This window comes from Phytomonospora sp. NPDC050363, from assembly GCF_040655735.1.
GTDB lineage: Bacteria > Actinomycetota > Actinomycetes > Mycobacteriales > Micromonosporaceae > Phytomonospora.
This window is the reverse complement of record NZ_JBFAKK010000002.1, coordinates 490,738-512,134: the sequence shown is the minus strand read 5'-3', so window position 1 is coordinate 512,134 and position 21,397 is coordinate 490,738. Positions and strand designations below refer to the sequence as shown.

At 70.3% G+C, this 21,397-nt stretch carries 21 protein-coding genes and 1 pseudogene; 5 read left to right on the top strand and 17 right to left on the bottom strand.

Annotation, left to right across the window (positions count from 1 at the left end):
* Positions 1-2: 2 nt before the first annotated feature.
* The 11 genes and pseudogenes from nuoF to mqnC form a co-directional block, all read right to left on the bottom strand.
* Positions 3-1,319, bottom strand: coding sequence for an NADH-quinone oxidoreductase subunit NuoF (gene nuoF, locus AB0I28_RS06900; protein WP_357490352.1), 1,317 nt, complete (start codon positions 1,317-1,319; stop codon positions 3-5).
* Positions 1,320-1,330: 11 nt separating this feature from the next.
* Positions 1,331-2,011, bottom strand: a pseudogene (gene nuoE, locus AB0I28_RS06895) (NADH-quinone oxidoreductase subunit NuoE); the annotation flags it as partial.
* Entirely contained in the window at positions 2,011-3,348 is a 1,338-nt protein-coding gene (locus AB0I28_RS06890) for an NADH-quinone oxidoreductase subunit D (RefSeq protein WP_357490350.1), read from the bottom strand. The gene AB0I28_RS06890 and the pseudogene nuoE, both read right to left, overlap by 1 nt.
* The gene (locus AB0I28_RS06885; RefSeq protein ID WP_357490856.1) at positions 3,345-4,004 is read right to left on the bottom strand and encodes an NADH-quinone oxidoreductase subunit C; all 660 of its coding nucleotides are present in this window, start codon (positions 4,002-4,004) and stop codon (positions 3,345-3,347) included. Before AB0I28_RS06885 ends, AB0I28_RS06890 begins: the two co-directional genes overlap by 4 nt.
* A gap of 50 nt (positions 4,005-4,054) precedes the next feature.
* Positions 4,055-4,720, bottom strand: a complete 666-nt coding sequence (locus tag AB0I28_RS06880) for an NADH-quinone oxidoreductase subunit B family protein (protein ID WP_357490348.1) — start codon at positions 4,718-4,720, stop codon at positions 4,055-4,057.
* A gap of 21 nt (positions 4,721-4,741) precedes the next feature.
* On the bottom strand, positions 4,742-5,107 hold the full coding sequence (locus AB0I28_RS06875) for an NADH-quinone oxidoreductase subunit A (RefSeq protein WP_357490346.1): 366 nt from the start codon (positions 5,105-5,107) through the stop codon (positions 4,742-4,744).
* 22 nt (positions 5,108-5,129) lie between these two features.
* Positions 5,130-6,422, bottom strand: a complete 1,293-nt coding sequence (locus tag AB0I28_RS06870; RefSeq protein WP_357490344.1) for a geranylgeranyl reductase family protein — start codon at positions 6,420-6,422, stop codon at positions 5,130-5,132.
* A 191-nt stretch (positions 6,423-6,613) separates the two neighbouring features.
* A complete protein-coding gene (locus AB0I28_RS06865; RefSeq protein ID WP_357490342.1) occupies positions 6,614-7,324 on the bottom strand; it encodes a demethylmenaquinone methyltransferase in 711 nt (236 codons plus the stop codon).
* Positions 7,325-8,511: 1,187 nt separating this feature from the next.
* Positions 8,512-10,551, bottom strand: a complete 2,040-nt coding sequence (locus tag AB0I28_RS06860) for a hypothetical protein (RefSeq protein WP_357490340.1) — start codon at positions 10,549-10,551, stop codon at positions 8,512-8,514.
* Positions 10,552-10,680: 129 nt separating this feature from the next.
* Positions 10,681-11,958, bottom strand: coding sequence for an amidohydrolase family protein (locus AB0I28_RS06855; RefSeq protein WP_357490338.1), 1,278 nt, complete (start codon positions 11,956-11,958; stop codon positions 10,681-10,683).
* 31 nt (positions 11,959-11,989) lie between these two features.
* On the bottom strand, positions 11,990-13,147 hold the full coding sequence (gene mqnC / locus AB0I28_RS06850; RefSeq protein ID WP_357490337.1) for a cyclic dehypoxanthinyl futalosine synthase: 1,158 nt from the start codon (positions 13,145-13,147) through the stop codon (positions 11,990-11,992).
* A gap of 90 nt (positions 13,148-13,237) precedes the next feature.
* Between mqnC and AB0I28_RS06845 the strand changes: the two genes are divergently transcribed.
* Positions 13,238-13,708, top strand: a complete 471-nt coding sequence (locus AB0I28_RS06845) for a hypothetical protein (protein ID WP_357490335.1) — start codon at positions 13,238-13,240, stop codon at positions 13,706-13,708.
* Here the strand turns inward: AB0I28_RS06845 and AB0I28_RS06840 are convergent.
* Together AB0I28_RS06840 and AB0I28_RS06835 are read right to left on the bottom strand one after the other, a co-directional pair.
* On the bottom strand, positions 13,701-14,402 hold the full coding sequence (locus tag AB0I28_RS06840) for an SMI1/KNR4 family protein (RefSeq protein ID WP_357490333.1): 702 nt from the start codon (positions 14,400-14,402) through the stop codon (positions 13,701-13,703). The genes AB0I28_RS06845 and AB0I28_RS06840 overlap by 8 nt on opposite strands.
* Positions 14,399-15,325 carry an endo alpha-1,4 polygalactosaminidase gene (locus AB0I28_RS06835; protein WP_357490331.1) on the bottom strand — a complete coding sequence of 309 codons (927 nt, stop codon included), beginning with the start codon at positions 15,323-15,325 and terminating at the stop codon, positions 14,399-14,401. The genes AB0I28_RS06840 and AB0I28_RS06835 overlap by 4 nt, the downstream gene beginning before the upstream one ends.
* A 110-nt stretch (positions 15,326-15,435) precedes the next feature.
* Here AB0I28_RS06835 and AB0I28_RS06830 point away from each other — a divergent pair, with 110 nt between their 5' ends.
* The 3 genes from AB0I28_RS06830 (at position 15,436) to AB0I28_RS06820 (ending at position 18,368) form a co-directional block, all read left to right on the top strand.
* Positions 15,436-16,221, top strand: a complete 786-nt coding sequence (locus AB0I28_RS06830; protein ID WP_357490328.1) for a VOC family protein — start codon at positions 15,436-15,438, stop codon at positions 16,219-16,221.
* A gap of 330 nt (positions 16,222-16,551) precedes the next feature.
* A complete protein-coding gene (locus AB0I28_RS06825; RefSeq protein ID WP_357490325.1) occupies positions 16,552-17,577 on the top strand; it encodes a hypothetical protein in 1,026 nt (341 codons plus the stop codon).
* A gap of 98 nt (positions 17,578-17,675) precedes the next feature.
* Positions 17,676-18,368: an HD domain-containing protein gene (locus tag AB0I28_RS06820; protein WP_357490322.1), complete on the top strand. Its 693-nt coding sequence runs from the start codon at positions 17,676-17,678 to the stop codon at positions 18,366-18,368.
* A gap of 67 nt (positions 18,369-18,435) precedes the next feature.
* Here AB0I28_RS06820 and AB0I28_RS06815 read toward each other — a convergent pair whose 3' ends face one another.
* From AB0I28_RS06815 to AB0I28_RS06800, 4 genes are all read right to left on the bottom strand, one after another.
* Entirely contained in the window at positions 18,436-18,870 is a 435-nt protein-coding gene (locus tag AB0I28_RS06815) for a hypothetical protein (RefSeq protein WP_357490320.1), read from the bottom strand.
* A 203-nt stretch (positions 18,871-19,073) separates the two neighbouring features.
* Positions 19,074-19,511, bottom strand: a complete 438-nt coding sequence (locus AB0I28_RS06810) for a hypothetical protein (protein ID WP_357490318.1) — start codon at positions 19,509-19,511, stop codon at positions 19,074-19,076.
* 101 nt (positions 19,512-19,612) lie between these two features.
* Positions 19,613-20,272 (bottom strand): class I SAM-dependent methyltransferase, encoded by a 660-nt coding sequence (locus tag AB0I28_RS06805; protein ID WP_357490316.1) that lies wholly within the window; start codon positions 20,270-20,272, stop codon positions 19,613-19,615.
* The gene (locus tag AB0I28_RS06800; protein WP_357490313.1) at positions 20,265-20,636 is read right to left on the bottom strand and encodes a helix-turn-helix domain-containing protein; all 372 of its coding nucleotides are present in this window, start codon (positions 20,634-20,636) and stop codon (positions 20,265-20,267) included. The genes AB0I28_RS06805 and AB0I28_RS06800 overlap by 8 nt, the downstream gene beginning before the upstream one ends.
* A gap of 83 nt (positions 20,637-20,719) precedes the next feature.
* Between AB0I28_RS06800 and AB0I28_RS06795 the strand changes: the two genes are divergently transcribed.
* A complete protein-coding gene (locus AB0I28_RS06795) occupies positions 20,720-21,364 on the top strand; it encodes an NAD(P)H-binding protein (RefSeq protein WP_357490311.1) in 645 nt (214 codons plus the stop codon).
* Positions 21,365-21,397 lie beyond the last annotated feature (33 nt).

The window sequence follows — 21,397 nt, the reverse complement described above, 5'->3', positions numbered from 1 at the left end:
GATTAGTGCGCACCAACCAGGTCGGCTTCGTTGAGCAGGGGACGCCGGTGACCCTCGATGTAGTCGAGGTAGTCCTGCTTGAAGTACTGGAGCGAGGACGTCACCGAAGACGTGGCACCGTCGCCGAGACCGCAGAAGGACCGGCCGAGCAGGTTGTCACAGGTGTCGAGGAGCGTGTCGAGGTCGGCGTGCGTGCCCTTGCCCGACAGGATGCGGCGGAAGGTCCGCGTCATCCAGAAGTTCCCCTCACGGCACGGCGTGCACTTTCCGCAGGACTCGTGCGTGTAGAACATGAGCCAGCGGTAGGTCGCGTACACCGGGCAGTCGCGGTCGCTGAAGATCATCGTCGCGGTCGTGCCGAGGATCGAGCCGGCCTTGGCGACCCCGTCGAAGTCGAGCGGGACGTCGAGGTGCTCGGCGGTCAGCATCGGCGTCGAGGACCCGCCGGGCGTCCAGAACTTCAGCTCGTGACCGGGCAGCATCCCACCGGCCAGCTCGATGAGCTCCCGCAGCGTGATGCCCATGCCGCACTCGTACTGACCGGGGTTGGCGACCCGGCCCGACAGCGAGTAGATCATCGTCCCGGCGGAGTTCTCCGACCCCAGCGACTTCCACCAGTCGCCGCCGTTGAGCACGATGTGCGGAACCGAGGCGATCGAGCCGACGTTGTTGATGACCGTCGGGCAGCCGTAGACGCCGTGCGTCGCCGGGAACGGCGGACGCAGGCGCGGCTGGCCCCGGTAGCCCTCCAGCGAGTCGAGGAGAGCCGTCTCCTCACCGCAGATGTAGGCGCCGGCGCCGCTGTGGATCACGATGTCGAGATCGTGGCCCGAGCCGAGGATGTCCTTGCCCAGGTAGCCCTTGGCGTAGGCCTCCTCGACGGCGTTGCGCAGCCGGCGTGCCGCGTGGATCGCCTCACCGCGGATGTAGACGAAGGCCTTGTTCGACCGGATCGCCCACGTCGCGATGATCATGCCCTCGATCAGCGCGTGCGGGTCGTTCATCATCAGCGGCAGGTCCTTGCAGGTACCCGGCTCGCCCTCGTCGGCGTTGACCACGAGGTAGTGCGGCTTACCGTCGTTTTGCGGAATGAAGGCCCACTTCATGCCGACCGGGAAGCCCGCGCCGCCGCGACCGCGGTGACCGGAGTCCTTCATGAACGCGATCAGGTCGTCCGGGTCGGACTTCAGCGCCTTGCGCAGCGCCTGGTACCCGTCGAGCTGCTCATAGGTGTCGATGCGCCACGCGTCGGGCGACAGCCACCGCTTGGTCAGGACCGGCGTCAGCTTCGCCAGCACCTCTGGCCGTGGGCTCGTCATTTCTTCTCCACACGGATCGGGCTGTTGAGGTCGACGTCGCCGACGGGGGCGGCGACGCCGTGCTTCTCGGCCAGCCTCAGCCCGGCGAGGGACGCCTCGCCGAGACCCGGGTCGGCCAGGGCCTCCTTGCGGTCCTCCGACCAGCCCGCCAGCTGCTTCGAGAGCTGCTTCAGCGTGCACAGACGAGCGCCCCGGGAAGGCTGCGGAAGCTGCCCGTCCTGGAGCGCGCGCACGGTCGACAGCGCCTGTTCGGGGTCGACCTTGTCGTAGAACTCGTAGTTGACCGTCATCACCGGCGCGTAGTCGCAGGCCGCGAGGCACTCGGCGTGCTCAAGGGTGATCTTGCCGTCGGCGGTGGTCTCGTCGTGCCCGACCTCGAGGTACTCGCTGAGCACGTTGTAGACGGTCTGGCCGCCCATCACGTCGCACAGGGTGTTCGTGCAGACGCTGACCAGGAAGTCACCGGTCGGCTTGCGCTTGTACATCGTGTAAAAGGTCGACACCGCCGCGACCTCGGCCTTGGTCAGGCCCAGGATCTCGGCGCAGAAGGCGATGCCCTCACCGCTGACGTAGCCGTCCTGCGACTGCACCAGGTGCAGCATCGGCAGCAGCGCCGAGCGGGACTTGCCCTCCGGATAGCGCGCGATGATCTCGCGGGCCTCCGCCTTCAGTACTTCGTTGTCCAGCAACATCAGCGATCACACCCACCCATGACGGGGTCCAGCGAGGCTCCACCCGCAATGACGTCAGCGATCAGCGCGCCTTCGGCCATGGCCGGGATGGCCTGGAGATTGATGAAACTCGGTTCCCGCAGGTGCACCCGGTGCGGCCGGGTCCCACCCTCGGAGACGGCGTGCACGCCGAGCTCGCCGCGCGCGGCCTCGATCGCGGTGTAGACCTGACCGGCCGGCACCCGGAAGCCCTCGGTGACGAGCTTGAAGTGGTGGATCAGCGACTCCATCGACTGACCCATGATGTGCTTGACGTGGTTGAGCGAGTTGCCCAGGCCGTCGGCGCCCAGCGCCAGCTGCGCGGGCCACGCGATCTTCTTGTCGGCGACCATGACCGGGCCCGGCTCCAGCCGCTCCACGCACTGCTCGACGATCCGCAGCGACTGCCGGATCTCCTCAAGGCGCACCATGTAGCGGCCCCACACGTCGGCGCCGTTGTGGGTGGCGACGTCGAAGTCGTAGGTCTCGTAACCGCAGTACGGCATCGTCTTGCGCAGGTCCCAGGCCAGGCCGGCCGAACGCAGCACCGGGCCGGTCACGCCGAGCGCGAGGCAGCCGGAGACGTCGAGGTAGGCGACGCCCTGCGTGCGCTCCTGCCAGATCGGGGAACCCGAGAGCAGGTCCTCGTACTCGCGGAGGTGACCCGGCATGTCCTTGAGGAACTGCTTGATCTTGACAAGGCCCTCCTCGGGGAGGTCCTGGGCAAGACCGCCGGGACGGACGTAGGCCATGTTCATGCGCAGGCCCGAGGCGGACTCGAAGATGTCCAGGATCTTCTCGCGCTCGCGGAAGCCGAAGATCATCATGGTCAGCGCGCCGAGCTCCATGCCCGTCGTGGCCAGCCAGATCAGGTGCGAGGAGATCCGGTTGAGCTCCATCATCATCACGCGGATGGTGTTGGCGCGGGCCGGGATCTGCTCCTCGATGCCCAGCAGCTTCTCGACGGCCAGGCAGTAGCCGGTCTCGTTGAAGATCGGCGCGAGGTAGTCGGCGCGGGTCACGAAGGTCGTGCCCTGGGTCCAGTTGCGGTACTCGAGGTTCTTCTCGATACCGGTGTGGAGGTAGCCGACCACGACGCGGGCCTCGGTGACCGTCTCGCCCTCCAGTTCGAGGACGAGCCGGAGCACGCCGTGCGTCGACGGGTGCTGCGGGCCCATGTTGACGACCAGGCGTTCCTGGCTGAGCGGGTCGACCGCCTGGGTGATGCTCTCCCAGTCGCCGCCGGTGACGGTGAAGACGCGTCCCTCGGTGGTGTCGCGAGAGTCGGCGTACTGGTCTGAAGTCTCGGTCCGGCTCACTTGTACGCCCTCCGCTCGTTCGGCGGCGGAATCTCGGCGCCCTTGTATTCGACCGGGATGCCGCCCAGGGGGTAGTCCTTGCGCTGCGGGTGGCCCGACCAGTCGTCCGGCATGAGGATGCGGGTCAGGTTCGGGTGCCCGTCGAACACGACGCCGAACATGTCGTAGGTCTCCCGCTCCTGCCAGTCGGCGGTGGGGTAGACGCTGGTGACGCTGTCGACGTGCGGGTCCTCGACGGTGACGGCGACCTCCAGGCGCACGCGGCGCCGGTAGGTCATCGACGTCAGGTGGTAGACGACGTGCAGCCGGGTCGCGCGGTCGGGGTAGTCGACGCCCGAGACGGAGTTGCACAGCTCGAAGCGCAGCGACTCGTCGTCGCGCATGACGCGGCAGACCTCGCGGATCGCGTCGGGCGCGACGTGGATGGTCATCTCGCCGCGGTCGATCACGACGGCCTTGACGGCCTCTTCGGCGATCGCGTCGTTCTCAGTGAGGACGTCGACGACCTCGTCGAAGTACTCCCCGTACGGGCGCGGCGTCGACACCAGGGCCGAGGCGGCGGTGGTGTGGCGGACGAGTCCGCCGAAGCCGGAGGTGTCACCGGTGCCGGCGACCCCGAACAGGCCCCGCTGGTCGGCGACCTGCGGGTCGCGCAGCTCGGCGGGCTCGCCGGGCGGGCGGCTCTCGTTGGGCTGGATGTTCTCGCTCACCGCTTCCCCTTCCCGGAACGGATCGCCTCGCGGTCGGCCATCCACTCGGTGATGCGCAGCTGCTCCTCGGTGCCCTCTTCGACGGCCTCGCGCCACTTGGCGGCCTTGGCCTTGTTGAAGCGGTAGCTCGACGGCATGGAGCCGAGCGGGACCAGTGGCGCGTCCTGCTCGGCGACGATCGCGCGGCGCTTGTCCCCGAGGGGAGTCGCCTGGACCTTCTCGTGGAGCTTGAGGAGCGCGTCCATCAGCATCTCGGGCCGCGGCGGGCAGCCGGGGAGGTACATGTCCACCGGGACGATGTGGTCGACGCCCTGCACGATCGCGTAGTTGTTGAACATGCCGCCCGAGGAGGCGCACACGCCCATCGACAGCACCCACTTCGGCTCGGGCATCTGGTCGTAGATCTGCCGCAGGACCGGGGCCATCTTCTGGCTCACCCGCCCGGCGACGATCATCAGGTCGGCCTGACGGGGGGTCGCCCGGAAGACCTCCATGCCGAAACGGCCGAGGTCGTAGCGGGCACTGCCGGAGGCCATCATCTCGATGGCGCAGCAGGCGAGGCCGAAGGTGGCCGGCCAGAACGACGCCTTGCGGCTCCAGTTGACGACACCCTCGACGGTGGTCAGCAGGATGCCGGCGGGGAGTTTTTCCTCTACGCCCATGGTTTCAAAACCTGCCCAGTCCTAGTCCCAGTCCAGGCCGCCGCGCCGCCACACGTAGGTGTAGGCGACGAAGACGGTGACGATGAACAGCAGCATCTCCACGAACCCGAACAAACCGAGCGAGTCGAAGGCGACGGCCCACGGGTAGAGGAAGACGATCTCGATGTCGAAGATGATGAACAGCATCGCGGTGAGGTAGAACTTCACCGGGAAACGCGAGCCGCCCGGGGGCGTCGGCGTGGGTTCGATACCGCACTCGTACGCCTCTAGCTTCGCCTTGTTGTAGCGACGCGGCCCGATGTAGGGCCCGATGGTCACCGAGAAGAGCGCGAACAGCGTGGCGAGCGTGAAGAGCACGACCAGCGGTACCCACTGCGAAAGCGACATCCCTATGTCCCCTTTGTCCACATCATGCTGACGGTACCGCCTTGCTGAGCCCGTTGATCACACGGTCGTACACATCGCCGCCGCGAGTCTCGGTCAGGTTCGCCAGCAACTTGAGCACGAAACGCATCAGTGTCGGATGGTTGAGACCGTGCTCGGTGCACAGTCGCATGATCTTCGGGTTGCCGATGAGTTTCACGAAGGTTCCGCCGAGCCGGTAGTAGCCACCGAAGCGGTCCTGAAGTTCCTTCGGATACTGGCGAAGAACCTCGTCGCGTCGCGGTCCGGCCTTGCGGGCCAGGGCGTCGGCGGCGATCTCGGCGGCGACCTCGCCGCTCTCCATCGCGTAGGCGATCCCCTCGCCGTTGAAGGGATTGACCATGCCGCCGGAGTCCCCGACGAGCATCAGCCCGCGAGTGTAGTGCGGCGTCCGGTTGAACCCCATCGGGAGGGCCGCCCCGCGGATCGGGCCGTCGGCGTTGGCCTCGCCGCGCAGGCCCCACTCCTCGGGCGTGGCGTTGAGCCAGTCCTTGAGCATCGCGCGGTAGTCGGTCTTGCCGAAGCCGCTCGACGAGTTGAGCACGCCGAGACCGACGTTGATGCGGCCGTCGCCGAGACCGAAGATCCAGCCGTAACCGGGAAGCAGAACCTGCGGGTTCTGCGCGCTGCGCAGCTCAAGCCACGACTCAAGGTATTCGTCGAGCTGCTTCTCGGCGCAGTAGTAGTAGCGGCGGACGGCGACGCCCAGCGGCCGGTCGTCGCGCTTGGCGATGCCCAGCGCGAGGGCCAGGCGGCCCGACACCCCGTCGCAGCTCAGCACGAGCGGCGCCCGATAAGTCACGCGCTTCTTGCCCGTGCTCGCAGTGCCGTGGGTGCCGGTCACGCCGACGACCCGCCCCGCACGGTCCAGCACGGGTTCGATGACGTTGGTGGCCGTCTGGAGTCTCGCGCCGGCCTCCACCGCCCGCTGGGCGAGGATGTCGTCGAAGTCGAGGCGGGTACGGGTCAGTCCGTAGTTGGGGAAGGCGGCCAGGGTCGGCCAGTCCATCTCCAGGGTGGTCTTGTTGGTGACGACGCGCAGCCCGCGGTTGCGGACCCAGCCGGCGCTCTCGGAGGTGTCGACGCCCATGCGCAGCAGCTGCCGCACGGCCCGCGGGGTCAGTCCGTCGCCGCAGACCTTCTCACGGGGGAACTCGGTCTTCTCCAGGAGCAGGACGTCCAGGCCCTGTTTGGCGAGGTGGTACGCCGAGGCGGACCCGGCGGGGCCGGCGCCTACGACGATGACGTCTGCGGTGTCGGTCACGGCGTTGTCGCTCATGACGCGGCGGCCTTTCCAGCGGAAGAGTCGGCGGGATAGGTCAGTGGAGCGGCGCAGTCTGCCTGGGGCTCGCTCGCGGGCTTACACACTGGGTCCTCTACTAAGGGTGATCGTCTTCTTGTGAATGCGTTCACAAGCTTCCGGCGCGAGTCTAGAACCCTTACCGGACGGGGCATGTACTTAGGTTTGCCTTAGTCAGAACTGCGGGAACTCCCACCGGGCTTCGTGGCGCGGTGTAGTGCCACGACTCCGCCGGTGAGGTTACGCCAGGCGGGCCTCTCCCACCCCGCGGCACCCAGCAGGCCCGCGAGCCTTGCCTGGTCGGGCCACGTGCGGATCGACTCCTGGAGGTACTGGTAGGCCTCCGGGTTGCTGGAGACGACGCGCGCCGCGAGCGGGATCGCCTTCAGCGCGATGTTCTCGTAGGCGAAGCGGAACGGCGCCCAAGTAGCGCGGCTGAACTCACAGATAACAATCCGGCCACCCGGTTTGGTCACCCGAAAGAGTTCGGCGAGGGCCCGCTCCGTGTGCGGCACATTGCGCAGGGCGAAGGAGATCGTCACCGCGTCGAAGGAGTCGTCGCGGTAAGGGAGTTCGAGCGCGTTGCCGGCGACCATCGGGACCCCCCGGTGCAGGCCCGCGCGGAGCATGCCGAGGGAGATGTCGGTGCCGATGGCGAAGGCGCCCTCCGCCGTGTACTCCACCGTGGACACGCCGGTGCCCGCGCCGAGGTCGAGGACGGCGTCGCCGCGCCGGAGGTCGAGGGCCCGGCGGGTGGCCTTACGCCACAGGCGGTCCTGACCGAGCGAGATGACGGTGTTGGTCAGGTCGTAGCGCTGGGCCACGCCGTCGAACATCTCGGCGACCTCGTTGGGGTTTTTGGCGAGGGTTGCTCGGCTCATGGGGTCACTGTGCCATTGGGGGTGGCGGGGGGTTGGGTGGGGTTGGGGGCGGGTGGGGTGCTCCGCTTGGTGGGGGTGGGCGGGAGGGCTTGGCGGGGGGCTCCGCGGGGGGCTTGGCGGGAGGCTCCGCGGGGAGGGCTTGGCGGGGGCGGGTGAGGGTGGACGGGGGCTTGGCGCGGGCTAGGCAGGGGTGGCGCGGGGTTTGGCGGGGGTTGTGGGGTGGTGGGCGTGACGCCGGCAGGTCGCTGGGGGTCGGCAGCCGTCGGCATCCGGCGGCGGAGGGCGACGGGCAGTGGGGGCGGGGGCGGCGAGTGACGGTTCGGGACGGCCCGGCACGGCAGCACGGTCCGGCACAGTACGGCCTTGGCACGGCACCATGGCTCGGCACGGTCCGGCCTGGCATGGCAGTTTGACTCGGCACGGTCCGGCCTGGCATGGCAGTTTGACTCGGCACAAGTACTGACCGTCGCCTCAGCGCCAGACTGCGTCTCGCCGTCCAACGCCACAGCCGGCCGGCGCGACGCAGTGGCTCAGCGGCTCAGCGGCTCGGTTTGTCTCCCCCACCTCAACCCGGCTGGGTGGCTCCGCCCCCAGCACCCCCGCCGGGACTCCGTCCCGAACCCTGCTGGGAGGCTCCGCCCCCAGACCCCCGCTGGAGCTCCGCCCCAGACCCCGCCAGGAACTCCGTCCCTGGACCCGGTCCTGCGCCTGGGCTGCGGGCCGTACAGCGTTGCGGTGTCGGCGATCCGAGCTTGAGCCCGCGACTTCCAAACGCAGCACGGTGAGCGGGCGCAAACCCCGCGCCATCGCTCCGCGCGCCATCGCGTCGCGGCGGCCCTCACCCCGCACGGCTGTCCTGCCAGCCGTCATCCGTGTGGCCGCCGCGTCGGTCCCACCTCGCGTTCCGCTCGCCTCGCCTCGCCGACTCCCCGCGCCCCTGCCTCTCCCTCTGCCGCACCCCATCACCCTGCTTCTCGCCGCCCACGCCTCTCCCCACCCCTGCCTCTCGCCACCCACGCCACTCCCCACCCCGTCATGTCTCCCCACCGCTCCGCCTCCCCGCTCCGCGCCCCCGTGCCCCACCCCTGTCCGTCGCCACCCACGCCACTCCCCACCCCGTCATGTCTCCCCAACGCCGACGGCGCCCCCACCTTGCGGTGGGGGCGCCGTCGGCGGCCTGGTCGGCGCTACTTCTTCTTCGGCTTCGTGTCGGCGGACCCGGCTTCGCCGTCGTCCTTCGACCCGTCGGCCGTTCCGTCGGCGTCGGCGTCGGCGTCGGCCGCGTCGTCGGCGGCCTTGGGCTCGGTGCCCTCGGCCCCGGCGCTGTCGTCCGTGCCGTCCGCACCATCCGTCGTCGCGGCGGTGGCGTCGGTGGCGGCGGTGTCGATGTCGGTCTTCGCCTCCACCGCCGCTTCCTCGACCTCGGCGCGGGCCGCCTCGGCGTCGGCCTTGGCGGCGGCGCGCGTGTCGGCGTCGGCGTCGGTGGCGGCGGCCTGTTCGGTCTTCGCGATGTCGGCTTCGGCGTCGGAGACGTCCTCGGCGAGTTTGAGGTTGGCCTCGGCGACCGTTCCGGCGAGTTTCGCCTCGGCGTCGGAGGCTCCACCGGCTGCACCGTCACCGGCGGCACCGTCACCCGCCGAGCCGTCGGCCGGGCCCTCGGCCGCGGCGGTGCGGCGTCGGCGGCCCAGGAGGATCAACGCGCCGCCGACGGCCAGGAGGGCCGCCGCCGCGATGCCCGCGATCGTCAGGTTCTGCCCGGTCACGGGCAGCCCGCCGCCGCCACCGCTGAGCACGGAGACCACGACCTTCGCCGAGTTGTTCTTGTCGTCGGTGTCGGTGAACCGCCCGACGACCTCGGCCTTCCCGTCCTCGACGTCCTCGCTATCGATCTTGAGCTTGAAGGTCCCCTTGTTCTCCTTGGCGACCGGGATCGTCGCGTCGGTGTCGCAGACCCACACGCCCTTCGACTGCTCCTTGCAGTCCTTCGGCGCCGAGACGACCGACGTGCCCTTGGGCGCGGTGAACGTCACCTCGGTACCGCCGGGCGAGTCGGCCGGGCCCTTGTTGCCCACGGCGACGACTACCGAGACGGTCGCGCCGACCTTGCCCTCGGCCTCGGTGGCCGTGACGGTCACGTCGGCGGGGTTGGTGGTGCTGAACACCGCGAACGCGACGCTGTTGTCCCCGGGAGCGGAGTCGACCGGGGCCTCGGCCTTGGTCATGAACTGCCCGCCGCCGGCTCCGCGCAGAGCCTGCGGGGCCAGCACGCCGAGGGCGGCGGCCGTCGCGGTGGCGTCACCGAGACTGAGCGGCCCGGGCGCGTTGGCGGCGAGGCTGATGCGCCACGGCGTCTCGGCGGCGAACTCGATCCAGTCCTGGTTGCCCGACAGGGTCGCGTCGGGGTAGCTGCAGTTGGCCTTGCGGCCGTCCTCGCTGTACTGGCAGTTGCTGTAGTCCTTCTCGAAGGCCGCGTAGGACGGCAGCGTGAGCGACAGCGAGATGCCCTTGACCGGCGTGTTCCCCTCGTTGTAGATCGACACGAAACCGTCGCCGAAGAAGGATCCGGTCTTGCCCGGGTCGATCGTCAGGTCGCCGCCGATGTAGGCCGAGACGTCAACGCCGGCGTTGACGACGCTGACGGTGAACGGCTGGGAGTTGTTCTTCTCGTCGGGGTCGGCGATCTCCGCCTTGACCGACACGACGCCCTCGACGACGTCCCCTTCGACGTCGATGTCGTGCACGAGTTCCAGCAGCGCGCGGTTGCTGACGGCACCCGCGTCCAGGACGAAGCCCGGCTCACCGAGCCGGCAGGTCCACACGGTCTCGCCGTCGACGGGATCGCTGTCGCAGAACTTGCCCGCGCCGCGCAGCGTGTACCCGTCGGCGGGGTCGTAGCCCTCGATCGCGAACTCGACGAGCGGGTCCTTGGCCGCTTCGGGGCCCTTGTTCCTGACCTCGACGCTGATCATCTTGCTCATGGTCGAGTCGCCCTCGTTGGGCGTCGACTCGCTCGACCGCACCTTCACCGACAGGTCGGCGCCGGTGGCGAGGGGCTTGACGTCGGGGTCGGAGGTCTCCGCCGGAGCGGGCTGTTCCGTCGCGGTGGGCTCGCCGCTCGGATCGGGATCGGCGTAGGCGGGCGCGCTCAGGGCGAGCAGCGCCGTCACAGTCGTGGCGGCACAGGCGGCCGCCGCCGCGCGCACCGCCCGTGATCGTGGTGACCTCATGGGTCCCCCCGTCGTCTTTCGAAGAGATGCTGACGCGGCGGAAACATAGCCCCGGTCCACAGGGGACGTCCAGCTTCGGGCGTGTCCACCACAAAGCCTGAGATAGCGCCAGGAAGCGACCGGCTTCGATCAACCCTGGTGCACGAAACGGCCACCGATCGTGGTGGCGACACAGGTTCCGGCGCCGTCGTTCACCAACGCACCGTAAGGGTCGCCGGCGTCGGCGGCGGCGAAGAACGCGAAGTCGGCGCGCTTTCCGGGCGTGATCGTCCCGTAGTCGTCCGACCCGCCGAGCGCGTGGGCGCCGCCTGCGGTGGCTGCGGTGAACAGCCAGCGGTCCAGCCCGTCCTGGCTCGATCCCTGCGACAGCGCCAGCGAGCGCAGCACCGGCAGCTCGCCGAGGATGTCGAGGTCGGGCGCCGAGGCGAGCGAGTCGGTGCCGACGGCGACGGGGTTTCCTTCGGCGCGGTAGTCGGCGACGGGCGCCTGGCCGCATTCGAGGCGCGCGTTGGAGCGCGCGCACAGCGCGACGGCGGTGTTGTACTTGCGCAGGACGGCGCGGTCGGCGGCGTCGGTGTGGACGCCGTGGGCGACGTGGCAGTCGTCGCCGAAGGTGCCCAGGACCTCGTTCTGGAGCGTGGGGCTGTGCCCGGTGCCGCCGGCGGCGAGGATCTCGAACTGCCACTCCATGCGCCGGACCATGTCGCCGATGGGGCCGCCGGCGTTGAGGACGTACTCCGACTCGGCGGGGCTCTCGGCGACGTGCGGGTGCAGCCTCAGCTTCTTGTCACGGGCCAGTGACAGCAGCGCAACCTGCACCGAGGTGCTGAGCGTGTACAGCGTGTGCGGGCTGATGCCCACCGCCATACCGCCGTCGACCTTGGCGACCGCCGCGTCGAGGACCCCGGTCCACCCTTCCCGCTCCAGAGTCCACAGCGCCTCGTCGACGCCGACCAGCTCGTAGTAGGCGACACCCCGCAGATCGGAGGTGAGCAGCACGTCGAAGGCCGCCGGTGGCGTGACCACGTCGGATACCGCCGTGACACCCGCCGCGATGGAGCGCGCCACGCCGTCGGCGGTGGAGGCGCGCCAGTCGTCCTCGGTCATCGACGGATTGCGCCGCGCGAAGCCCTGGATCCACTGCGGGAACGCCAGCCCGTTGCCGTAGAACTCGCCGTAGGCCGAGAAGCACAGGTGCGTGTGCGCGTTGACCAGACCGGGCGTCAGCGTCCCGTCCCACTCGCGCAGCTCGGCGTCCGGATGGGCGCGCAGCACCTCGTCGGCCGGGCCGACCGCCTTGACCAGTCCGTCGGCGACGACCACCGCGCCGTCGGCGATCGGGTCACCGTCGACCGGCACCACGACGCGCGCCCGGTGGGCGGTGACCGCGGAGAGGGGCTCCGTCATGTCGGCGATACCTCTTATATAAGGAGACGGGTCAGCTGCGTTCCAAGATCGGCAGTGCCGTCGAGGATACGTGCGAGCGCACCCGGTCGTCCGTGGGGTCGTCGGCGGGGGTCCAGTGCACGGCCAGGTGCTCGTAGAGCGTGTTGCGCTGCGCGGGAATGCGCCCGGCGGTGCGGATCAGCTCGACCAGCTCCGTCAGCCGCGAGCGGTGCCGCGCGCCGGCCGAGGAGATCACGTTCTCCTCCAGCATGATCGAGCCGAGGTCGTCGACCCCCATGTGCAGCGACAGCTGCCCGGCGGGCTTGCCGGTCGTCAGCCACGAGGACTGGAGGTGGGCGATCTCGTCGAAGAACAGCCGCGCGACCGCGATCAGCCGCAGGTATTCGAGGGTCGTCGCCTGCGTGCGGCCCTTGAGGTGGTTGTTCTCCGGCTGGTAGGTCCAGGGGATGAACGCCCGGAAACCGCCCGTGCGGTCCTGCACGTCGCGGATCATCCGCAGGTGCTCGATGCGCTCGGCGGCGGTCTCCCCGGTGCCCATCATCATCGTCGCCGTCGACTCCAGGCCGTGCCCGTGCGCGACCTCCATGATCTCCAGCCAGCGCTCGCCCGACTCCTTCAGCGGGGCGAGTGCCGTGCGGGGGCGCTCGGGGAGCATCTCGGCTCCGGCGCCGGCGATCGAGTCGAGTCCGGCCGCCTTGATGCGGGTGATGGCGTCGGCGATGGACACACCGGAGACCTTGGCCATGTGGCCGATCTCGCTGGGTCCGATGGAGTGGATGGCGAGGTCGGGGAACTCGGCCTTGACGGTGCCGAAGAGCTCCTCGTAGTACTCGACGCCGAAGTCGGGGTGGTGCCCGCCCTGGAGCATGACCTGGGTGGCGCCCAGGTCGACGGCCTCCGCGCAGCGGCGGAGGATCTCGGGCATGTCGTGGCTCCACCCCTCCTTGTGCTTGGGGGCGCGGTAGAAGGCGCAGAACTTGCACGCGGTGACGCACACGTTCGTGTAGTTGATGTTGCGGTCGATCAGGTATGTGACGATGCCGTCGGGGTAGCGGCGGCGGCGTACGACGTCGGCGGCCTCGCCGAGGGCGTGGAAGGGTGCCTGCGTGTAGAGCGTCAGGGCCTCGTCGGGGCTGATCCGCCCGCCGTCGGCCGCGCGCTGCAATACCTCGTCGATCTCCCGGCTCATGGCCTTGAGGGTACGCGCCGGAAAGGCCGTGCGGCCCGGTCGGGTGTGTGAGCCAGGCCCTTTCGCGGGGGCACCACTAGGGTCGAGCGCGTGACGGAATCCGAGGACGATCTGGTCCCGATGAGCACCGAACCCGAGGACGCCTCCTCCCCCATGGAGTCGTTGCGGAAGGGCGGGCCGAAAGCCTTTCTCGCGTTGACCTGCGGTTTCCTGCTGCTGTTGTGCTGCATGGGCGGTTGCGTGACCGGTGGCGTGCTCGGTTTCGCGCGAACGGGTGCGCTCAACGAGACCCGCGAAGGCCTGGGGGCGCCGGTGGGCTGGTCCAGCAGTGAGGCGAGCACGTGGCCGTGGGCTGCCTATATGACGCTGACCGGCCCGGCCGACCCGCTCGCGTTCGAGTCGTGGCTGGACGGGCACGGCGCCGAGTACGACTCGGCGGCCGTGACGTCCTGCCTGGCCGCCGCCGATCCGTGCGAGCTGGACTTCACCGTCGGGCAGCGCACGGTCCGGGTCGCCTATCACGGCGGCGACGAGGGGAAGGCCGAGGTCACGGTCACGTGACCGGGCGGTGGCGGGGGTTGTTCCCGTACCGCAGGCAGGGGTAGTGCGCGTCGGCCGTGCCGGCGGGCTCGCCGCGCAGGGCGCGTTCGACGGCGTCGTCGAGCCAGCGGGTGTACCAGGTGCCGAAGTCGACCTCCAGGCTGTACAGGCCGGTCGCGCCGACGACCGAGTCGACCCACACCGTTCCCCTGCTCGGGCCGCGCACGACGAGGAAGAACCAGTCGCCGCAGCCGTAGTCGGCGATGGGCAGGCGGCCCTGGCACCAGGGCTCGTCGAGGTAGACGCCTTGGAGGCGGTCGAAGCCGGCGGCGTAGTCCGGGTCGGCGTCCAGGCGGGCGACGTGCTCCTCCCAGTCGGCGGGGCCGCCGAGTTCCTCGGTGAAGTCGACGTCGCCGGTCAGCGGACTGTCGGCGCCCAGGACGGACGCGCCCCAGGCCCCGGTGACCTGTTCCAGGGCGTCTTCGAGCGGCGTGATGCCGTAGTAAGGGCCCGGGGCGCCGTCGCCGACGCCGGTGAGGAACGCCCGGTAGTCGGCGGGCAGGGGCACGCCGGCGAGTTCCTCGACGCGGGCGAGCAGGCCCGGGTCGACCGGTGGCGGGACGGTCCGGTCGTGGCGGTGCGGGCCGAGGCCGGCTTCGGCCGCGCGCAGGTCGGCGAGCCTCGCGACGATCGCCGCCGGGTCGAAGGACGTCACGGGCAGGCGACCCGGATGTCGTCGAGGTCAACACCGGCGACGTAGCCCGCGAAGCCCGCCGCGCGGTAGTTGCCGCAGGCCTCGGCGATGTGCGCGGGGTCGTCGGCGTAGTCGACGGCGAGGATGAGCTTGCCGGCCGCCTTGAGCTTCGCGACGGAGGCGCGGTTCTCGGCGCACCAGTCCTCGTCGCAGGGCTCGTCGGTGGCCAGGTAGTAGAGCTCCTCGACGCCGATACCGTCGACGGCCTCGGTGTAGCCGCCGAGGTCCTGCAGTTCGGGCGAGTTCTGCGGGAGGATCAGGAAGCCGGGGCGGACGCCCTCGGCGTACTCGCTGATGCGCACGATCAGGTCGACCATCTTGCGGGCGAGGGTCTCGCGCGTCTCGCCGGGGACGAGGGCGAGGTCGATCTCCTCGTAGGCGTTGGGGACGTCGAGGTAGGCGCCGTCGAAGCCGGAGGCGATGGCCTGGTCGACGCGAGTCTTGGCGGCCAGGGTCCACCAGTCCTCGTGCCAGTACTTCACGAAGTGCTCGTCGGGCCAGTCGCCCCACTGGTTGAGCATGAGGCCGGCCCGCTCGACCGCGTCGGCCTCGGGCCGGTAGTTCTCGATGGAGCCGATGGTGAAGTAGGACAGGGCGAGCTTGCCGCTCGCCTGGACGGCGCCGACCTCGCCGGGGGTCCAGTAGCCCTCGCCGCCGTCGCGGGCGAGGTCGAACACGGCGGCCTGGCCGGGGGCGGCGGCGATCGCGCCGAGGCCGTCGCCGTCGTAGCCGGAGAGCTGGTAGACCCAGTCGCGGACCTCCGCGGGGGCTTCGGGGGCGGCGAGGTCGGACGGGCCGGGTCGGGCGGCGGCCGGCTCAGCCTGGGTGCCGCACGCCGTGAGGGCCAGCGCGGCGGCGGTGAGGGAGAGGAGTATGCGGCGCATGGGGCCAGATTAGGCGTGCCGACGTGACTGTTTTGTCGGACCTGTACGCGAGACGCCGCCGGATCCGAAAGGATCTTCTCCGAGTAGCTCTCCGCGCAGAAGGAGTAGTCATGCCGATCGAGTTCGCCAACGGAGAACCCGCCTGGGTAGACCTGGGCAGCCACGACCTGCAGGCATCCAAGGACTTCTACCACCACCTGTTCGACTGGGAGTACCAGGACCTCGGGGCCGAGGCCGGGCAGTACCACTTCATCCTCAGCGGCGGTAAGCAGGTCGGCGGCCTCGGCCCGATCATGGAGGAGGGCGCCGGCCCCGCGTGGACGACCTATTTCCAGGTCGCCGACGCCGAGGCCACGGCCGCGAAGGTCGCCGAGACCGGCGGGACCGTCCGCTTCCCGCCCATGGACGTCATGGGGCAGAACGTGATCGCGGGGTTCAGCGACCCCGCCGGGGGCCAGTTCGCCGTCACACAGCCGAAGGCCCACAAGGGCGCCGAGGTGTGGAGGGAGAACAACGCCGTGTGCTGGGTGGAGTACTCCGGGACCGAGGTGCGCGAGGCGCTGGAGTTCTACCACCGGCTGTTCGGGTGGAGCAGCCGGCAGGCGCCGGAGGCCCCGCCGGGGATGGAGTACCTCGTGCAGTCCGTCGAGGGCGGGAACTCCGACGGCCTCGGCGGGGTCATGGCCAACCCCGATCACCCCGCGGGCGCACCGCCCTACTGGTGCGTCCACTTCGCGACGGCCGACACCGACGCCGTCGCCGCCAAGGCCGGGGACATGGGCGGGACGCTGATGGTGCCGCCGATGAGCATCGAGGGCATCGGCCGCATGTCGGTCATCGCCGACCCGCAGGGTGCGGTGTTCGCGACGCTCACGCCGGAGCCGCGGGCGGGGTAGGGGTTCGGCGTTCGGGTTGGGGTAGGGGTACGGGAAAGTGCGGGGCGAGGACGGGGGCGGGGCGGGGGTTTCGGGGCGCGGAAACGGCTTTGGCTCTCGCCCGCCGCCGGCGGGGTTGGTGGTGCGCCCGGCACGGCTGGCGGGGTGCCCGGTGCCGCTGGCGGGTAAGGGCTGGGCAGGCGGTCGAGCGCTGCCTCCGCCGAGCGCTCAGCGTGGCGCTGCCGCCCCACGTGGGCACGCCGTGGGGCAAGCTGACGCTTCGCCAGGCCACCGCCGAACATCCGCCACGAGCGGCCTCCACCGCGTAGCCGGTCGAGTCGATCCGCGCTGGTGGCGTCGGCGGGAGGCGGTCGGTGGAACGACTTCGACGGCGACGGAATCCGCGACATCGCCGCCGGTGAGTGGGCGGCGACGGTCGCGGGCAAGGAGCGGGCCGGCGCGGTGTGGGTCGGCTACGGCAGCGGTGCCCCCGGGCTGCGCCTGACCGAGGACGCCTCGGGCGTCCCGACCGCGCCGCAGGTCAGCGAGATGTTCGGCAACAACGAGGCCGACGACTTCTTCGGCGGCGCGCCGGCGTCGACGACGACCCGCCTGATCGTGGGCTCCGACGGTGAGAAGGTCGCCACCGACGCCGGTGCGGGCAGCATGGCGATCTTCGGCCACGCCTTCAAGGACGGCATTCCCGCTCCGCTGTCGGTCGTCACCCGGGACTCCTCGTGGCTCAACGCGAGCGCCGAGAAGGGTGACGCCTTCGGTGCCTCGGTGTCGGCGACGCTGTACCGGCCCGCCGGTGTGGACAAGACCGGGACGCTCGTCGCGGTCGGTTCGCCCGGTGAGGACCTGCGCAGCAACACCGCCAAGGACGCCGGGTTCGTGCACACGTTCTTCATCAGCGCCGAGGGCAAGACGAGCAACCTGCGCGAGTACTCGCAGGACGTGTCCGGTGTCGCCGACTCCTCCCAGTCCGGCGACCAGTTCGGGTTCAGCGTCCAGCTGGCGAACTTCGGTGAGGCCTTCGCGGCCGGACCCGAGTCGGCGATGCTCGCCGTCGGCGTGTGGGGCGAGCTCGGCTCGCACTACGGCCAGGGCGCCACGCAGGTGTTCCGCTTCGACACCGCAGGTGTCGGCGCGGGTTCGGCGTGGGTCGTGTCGGGGACGTTCGGTCTGCCCGAGGACGCGCTGGCCGGCCCGGCCTGCGTCGGTGTCTCCCGCAAGCACCTCCTCGTCGGTTTCCCCATCAACGACACGATGTACGGGGTGACGTGGGCGGCGCTGCGCGGTGACGACGGCGGCGAGGTCCACCGGTGGACGCCCGAACCGGGTGTCGGCCGGTCGAGCTGCTCGCAGGTCCTATGAGTAGCCAGAACCCTTGGGAGGGCGGTGATCCGGTGACGGGTCGCCGCCCTCTCGTCGTCCGGCGGGCCGGGGAGGCGGACAAGCCCTAGGCTTGGTCCATGCACGTCAACGCGGAAAACCCCGACTGGACCGCCGCCGAGGCCGGGCTGTACGGCCTGATCTCACCGTCCATTGTGGAGAAGCTCCGTGCGGTGCACGCCTTCGTCCACGACGACGGCACCCCCGGCGAGGACGACCCCTACATCGCGCAGCTCGCCGCCGCGCTCCACTTCATCGACGAGGCCGCCGTCCTCCCCGACGGCGCCGAACGCTTCGAGGCGTGGCGCGACGTCTACCCCTACCTGGCCGAGCCGGCCGTCGACACCGTCGAACTCACCGACGCGCTCGCGGCGGCGGCCCACCGCAACCAGCGCGACAAGAGCGGCGCCGAGTACATCGGCCATCCCCGCGCCGTGGCCGCGATCGTGGCCCGCGACGGCGGCAGCCTCGCGCAGCAGATGGCGGCGCTGCTGCACGACGTCGTCGAGGACACCGCGGCGACCTTGCCGCACCTGGCCGACCTGGGTGTGCCCGACGACGTGCGCGAGCTGGTCAACGCGATGACGCACCGGCCGGGCGAGCCTCGCGCGCACTATCTGGAGCGGGTCAAGGCGACTCCGGGGGCGGCGCTGATCAAGCGGTCCGACATCGCGCACAACACCTCGCCGGAGCGGATGGCGCTGCTCGACGGCGAGACGCGCGAACGGCTGGAGCGCAAGTACGCCGAGGCGCTGGCGGTTCTGGCGGGATAGCCCTCGCCGCGACGACCGAGCCCGCACCCCGCCGTGGCGGAGTGCGGGCCGGGACCGCCGTGCGAGATCACGTGTGGGAGTAGACCCGCTCCGAGCATGCCGCGTTGTCCTGCGAGGAACTGCAGACCCAGAGGTTGACGCCCAGGTCCTCGTCGAAGTCAAGGTTGAAGGCCTCCGAACTCTCGCCCGTGTGGAACGGGCGGTCCACGTACGTGGCGACGCTCAGGTACACGTACGTGTGGTAGCCGTTGGGGTAGCCGTCGTAGACGACCAACCGCTCGTCCCAGGCATACCAGTAGGCCTGTATGCCACCGCTGCCCGAGACCGTGAGGCAGATGACCCTCACCCACTCCTCCGGGCCCAAGCCGCCCTCGTCCGTCTCGCACACCCACGCGCTCGAATGGTTGCCCGGAGTGGGCTTGGCGGCCGCCGGTGAGGCGAACCCGACGATGACCGCGGCAACCGCCGCCGCGACCACCACCGCCCTCCACGATTTCTGCATGTTCCCCGCCTTCCCCCAGCCGGGTATCGGCCGGATGCCGGAAGAGTGCCCGCCTGCGCCACAGCCGGGCCACAAACGCGCCACATCGTGGCACGCGACCGCCCGTGGAGCTGTCGAGCCGGCGCGGACCGTCGGCGAACACCCCACCCCCGAAGACCCGCATCCCGCCGTGGCGGAGTGCGGGCCGACATCATGGGCCGGGATCAGGTGGTCGTGTAGATCCGGGGCGTGCACGCCGCGTTGTCCTGGGCCGAGCTGCACACCCAGAAATTCACCGACAGGCCCTCGGCGTAGTCGAGGTCGAAGATCTCGGGGCTGAGCGCCGTGTGGAGCGGGAGGTCGGCCGAGTGCGTGGCGACGGTCAGATACGCGTAGGTGTGGTAGCCGTTGGGATAGTCGTCGTAGACGAACATCCGCTCATCCCACGGGTACCAGACGGCCTTGACGCTGCCGCTGCCCGACTTCGTGGCGCAGGTGCCCGCCACCCACGCGGTCTCCCCGGAACCGCCTCGGGAGGACCCGCATACCCACGCATCCGTGCTGTTCCCCGGCGTGGGCTTGGCCGCCGCCGGTGAGGCGAAGCCGACGATGACCGCCGCGGCCGCCGCCGCGACCGCCGCCGCCTTCAGTGATTTCCGCATGTTCTTCCCTTCCGCCGGCCGCTTCCGGCCGGTCCCGGGAAGAGTCGCCCGCCTCGCCACATCCGCGCCACGAGCGCGCCACACCGGGTGACCATTCGGGCTCATTCCCGGGCGTACCACCCCGCGACGGCCTCCTGGCCGGTGTAGTTCTTCCCGACCCGGTCGTCGGCGCCGAGGTATCGCCATCGCCACTCGACATCGGCGGCCCCTCCGGTGCGGGAGATGCGGCGGCCCCGCCCGTCGTAGGTGAAACCGGCGGCGCGCAGGGTCGCGGTTCCGTGCCGCCCCAAGGCTTTCCCGCCTGCGTCGCGCAGGGAGGCGGCGTCGAAGTTGGCGACGAACAGTCCACCGTCGGCCAGGACGGTCGCCACCGAGCGCAGGGCGCCCAGCTTGTCGCCGACGTAGTGGAGGCCGTGCACACAGGTCACCAGGTCGAACTTCCCGAGCGCGGCCCAGTCGAGCTCCGCCAGCGAGGACACGACCCACCGGACGTTGCCGGGCTCTCCCCCGGCGAAGTAGTCGACGAGGTCCACGCCGACGACCTCGACTCCGGGCAGGGAGCGGCCGACCTCGATGTCCGCGTGGCCTTCCCCGCAGCACAGGTCGAGCCAGCGCGCCCCGGGCCCCCGCGCGCGCAGGAACGAGGCGACGTCGAGGCCCAGTTCCCTTCCGTACGAGGTGATCCCGCGTCCGCGGTTCATCGCGTTGTTGGCCACCACCGAGGACCGCGTCAGTTCCGCGTCGTCCACCAGTTCAGGCATTCCACGCCTCTCGCGCCTGGAGCAGGCTCGGCAGGTTCGCCGCCGCCCAGTCGCGGCAGGCCTGTATCGGCGCGAGCAGGGTACGGCCGAGCTCGGTGAGCTCGTACTCGACTCTCGGCGGCACCTCGGCGTAGGCGGTGCGGGTGACCATCCCGTCGCGTTCGAGCGCCCGCAGCGTCTCGGTCAAGACCTTCGACGTGACGTTGCGCATCGGCCGCTTCAGTTCCGAGAAGCGCCTCGGTCCGTCCTCAAGGAGGACGATCACCATGCCGCCCCACTTCTCGCCGATGCGGATCGGCATCACCGAGGACGGGCAGGCGGGATCGAAGTAGTCCTCCGTCAATGGCTCCAGTGGCTTTGTCACGCACCCGAGGGTACGCAAGTACCGTTGAAGTAACCAGTATCCAAAAGATACCGTCGGCCTCCCGACCAACATCAGGAGTCCGAATGCCCCGCATCATCGTCCTCGGCGCCGCAGGCACCGCCGGTCGCGCGACCGTCGCCGCCGCCCTCGCCCGAGGCCACCAGGTGACCGCCTTCGTCCGCGACGCCGCCAAGGCGCCCGAGGCCACGGCCGTGGTGGAAGGCGACATCACCGACGCGGCGGCGGTCGCCGAGGCCGTCGAAGGCCATGACGTCGCCGTCGACTCGATCTACTCCGCCGAGGCCGATCCGGCCGTGATCTACCCGGCGGCCGCCGAAGCGCTCATCGCGGCCGCGCCGCCCCGGCTGATCCATGTGACGCTGTCGACACTCCTGGAGCTGTCCCCGGGCACGAAACTGGCCGACGCGCCCGACTTCCCCGAAGCGTTCCGCGCGTTCAGTCTCGGCCACGGCGCCGGCCTGAACCGCATCACCGAGTCCACTCTGGACTGGACCGCGGTCTCGCCGACCACCGACTTCGACCGCGAGTCGGCGCCGACCGGCTCGGCGCGCGTGGCGAGCCTCGCCGAACTCGGCGTCACCGACTTCGCCAGTGCCTACAGCGGCACCGGCAACATCACCTACGCCGACTTCGCCACCGGGATCCTCGACGAGATCGAGAACCCCCGGCACCGCAAAGTCCACATCGGACTGACCACGGCGAACTAGAAGTCCGAGGCCCGCCGCGCCCCCGGCGCGGCG

Excerpts from the sequence above, each read along its gene's own strand:
- AB0I28_RS06865 (WP_357490342.1), bottom strand. The coding sequence starts at position 7,324 with ATGAGCCGAGCAACCCTCGCCAAAAACCCCAACGAGGTCGCCGAGATG.
- AB0I28_RS06805 (WP_357490316.1), bottom strand. The coding sequence starts at position 20,272 with ATGCCTGAACTGGTGGACGACGCGGAACTGACGCGGTCCTCGGTGGTG.
- AB0I28_RS06830 (WP_357490328.1), top strand. The coding sequence starts at position 15,436 with ATGCCGATCGAGTTCGCCAACGGAGAACCCGCCTGGGTAGACCTGGGC.
- AB0I28_RS06870 (WP_357490344.1), bottom strand. The coding sequence starts at position 6,422 with ATGAGCGACAACGCCGTGACCGACACCGCAGACGTCATCGTCGTAGGC.
- nuoF (WP_357490352.1), bottom strand. The coding sequence starts at position 1,319 with ATGACGAGCCCACGGCCAGAGGTGCTGGCGAAGCTGACGCCGGTCCTG.
- AB0I28_RS06875 (WP_357490346.1), bottom strand. The coding sequence starts at position 5,107 with ATGTCGCTTTCGCAGTGGGTACCGCTGGTCGTGCTCTTCACGCTCGCC.
- AB0I28_RS06810 (WP_357490318.1), bottom strand. The coding sequence starts at position 19,511 with ATGCGGAAATCACTGAAGGCGGCGGCGGTCGCGGCGGCGGCCGCGGCG.
- AB0I28_RS06835 (WP_357490331.1), bottom strand. The coding sequence starts at position 15,325 with ATGCGCCGCATACTCCTCTCCCTCACCGCCGCCGCGCTGGCCCTCACG.
- AB0I28_RS06860 (WP_357490340.1), bottom strand. The coding sequence starts at position 10,551 with ATGAGGTCACCACGATCACGGGCGGTGCGCGCGGCGGCGGCCGCCTGT.
- AB0I28_RS06855 (WP_357490338.1), bottom strand. The coding sequence starts at position 11,958 with ATGACGGAGCCCCTCTCCGCGGTCACCGCCCACCGGGCGCGCGTCGTG.
- AB0I28_RS06815 (WP_357490320.1), bottom strand. The coding sequence starts at position 18,870 with ATGCAGAAATCGTGGAGGGCGGTGGTGGTCGCGGCGGCGGTTGCCGCG.
- AB0I28_RS06820 (WP_357490322.1), top strand. The coding sequence starts at position 17,676 with ATGCACGTCAACGCGGAAAACCCCGACTGGACCGCCGCCGAGGCCGGG.
- mqnC (WP_357490337.1), bottom strand. The coding sequence starts at position 13,147 with ATGAGCCGGGAGATCGACGAGGTATTGCAGCGCGCGGCCGACGGCGGG.
- AB0I28_RS06795 (WP_357490311.1), top strand. The coding sequence starts at position 20,720 with ATGCCCCGCATCATCGTCCTCGGCGCCGCAGGCACCGCCGGTCGCGCG.
- AB0I28_RS06880 (WP_357490348.1), bottom strand. The coding sequence starts at position 4,720 with ATGGGCGTAGAGGAAAAACTCCCCGCCGGCATCCTGCTGACCACCGTC.